This is a genomic window from Acidovorax sp. GW835-FHT14G06 (genome assembly GCF_058793595.1).
This window is the reverse complement of sequence record NZ_JBXAGA010000033.1, coordinates 10001-11386: the sequence shown is the minus strand read 5'-3', so window position 1 is coordinate 11386 and position 1386 is coordinate 10001. Positions and strand designations below refer to the sequence as shown.

Sequence of the window (1386 nt, the reverse complement as noted above, 5' to 3'; positions counted from 1 at the left end):
GCTGTAAGAGCCTGACGATGACCTACTTTCACACGGGAACCCGCACTATCATCGGCGCAAAGTCGTTTCACTGTCCTGTTCGGGATGGGAAGGAGTGGGACCAACTTGCTATGGTCATCAGGCATAACTTGGTGCTGGGCAGTTTTTGTGAACTGCCTGGCGAATTCATAGAGTCTGGAATCAGATTTTGTGTATTTGACTGCGTCTAACTTGGCATAACAGACTTTGAGCTTCACGCTGAGAGCGTATTGGCTATCAAAGTTATAGGGTCAAGCCGCACGAGCAATTAGTATCAGTTAGCTTAACGCATTACTGCGCTTCCACACCTGACCTATCAACGTCCTGGTCTTGAACGACTCTTTAGGGGGCTCAAGGCCCCGGCAGATCTCATCTTGAAACGAGTTTCCCGCTTAGATGCTTTCAGCGGTTATCTCTTCCACACTTAGCTACTCGGCAATGCCACTGGCGTGACAACCGATACACCAGAGGTGTGTCCACTCCGGTCCTCTCGTACTAGGAGCAGGCTTCCTCAAATCTGCAGCGCCCACGGAAGATAGGGACCAAACTGTCTCACGACGTTTTAAACCCAGCTCACGTACCTCTTTAAATGGCGAACAGCCATACCCTTGGGACCGGCTACAGCCCCAGGATGAGATGAGCCGACATCGAGGTGCCAAACACCGCCGTCGATATGAACTCTTGGGCGGTATCAGCCTGTTATCCCCAGAGTACCTTTTATCCGTTGAGCGATGGCCCTTCCATACAGAACCACCGGATCACTATGTCCTGCTTTCGCATCTGCTCGACTTGTCAGTCTCGCAGTTAAGCACGCTTATGCCATTGCACTATCGTCACGATGTCCGACCGTAACTAGCGTACCTTCGAACTCCTCCGTTACGCTTTGGGAGGAGACCGCCCCAGTCAAACTGCCTACCATGCACTGTCCCCGATCCAGATAATGGACCTAGGTTAGAACCTCAAACACACCAGGGTGGTATTTCAACGTTGGCTCCATGAGAACTAGCGTCCTCACTTCAAAGCCTCCCACCTATCCTACACAGATCTGTTCAAAGTCCAATACAAAGCTACAGTAAAGGTTCATGGGGTCTTTCCGTCTTTCCGCGGGGAGATTGCATCATCACAAACATTTCAACTTCGCTGAGTCTCAGGAGGAGACAGTGTGGCCATCGTTACGCCATTCGTGCAGGTCGGAACTTACCCGACAAGGAATTTCGCTACCTTAGGACCGTTATAGTTACGGCCGCCGTTTACTGGGACTTCAATCAAGAGCTTGCACCCCATCATTTAATCTTCCAGCACCGGGCAGGCGTCACACCCTATACGTCCACTTTCGTGTTTGCAGAGTGCTGTGTTTTTATTAAACAG

At 50.9% G+C, this 1386-nt stretch carries 2 rRNA genes (1 of these 2 running past the window's edge); both read right to left on the bottom strand.

The features are described from left to right. Positions 1 to 9: 9 nt before the first annotated feature. A 5S ribosomal RNA gene (rrf, locus tag AC1Q64_RS25275) occupies positions 10 to 122 on the bottom strand. Between the two features lie 143 nt (positions 123 to 265). Further along, positions 266 to 1386 (bottom strand): 23S ribosomal RNA (locus AC1Q64_RS25270); it runs 1758 nt beyond the window's last position.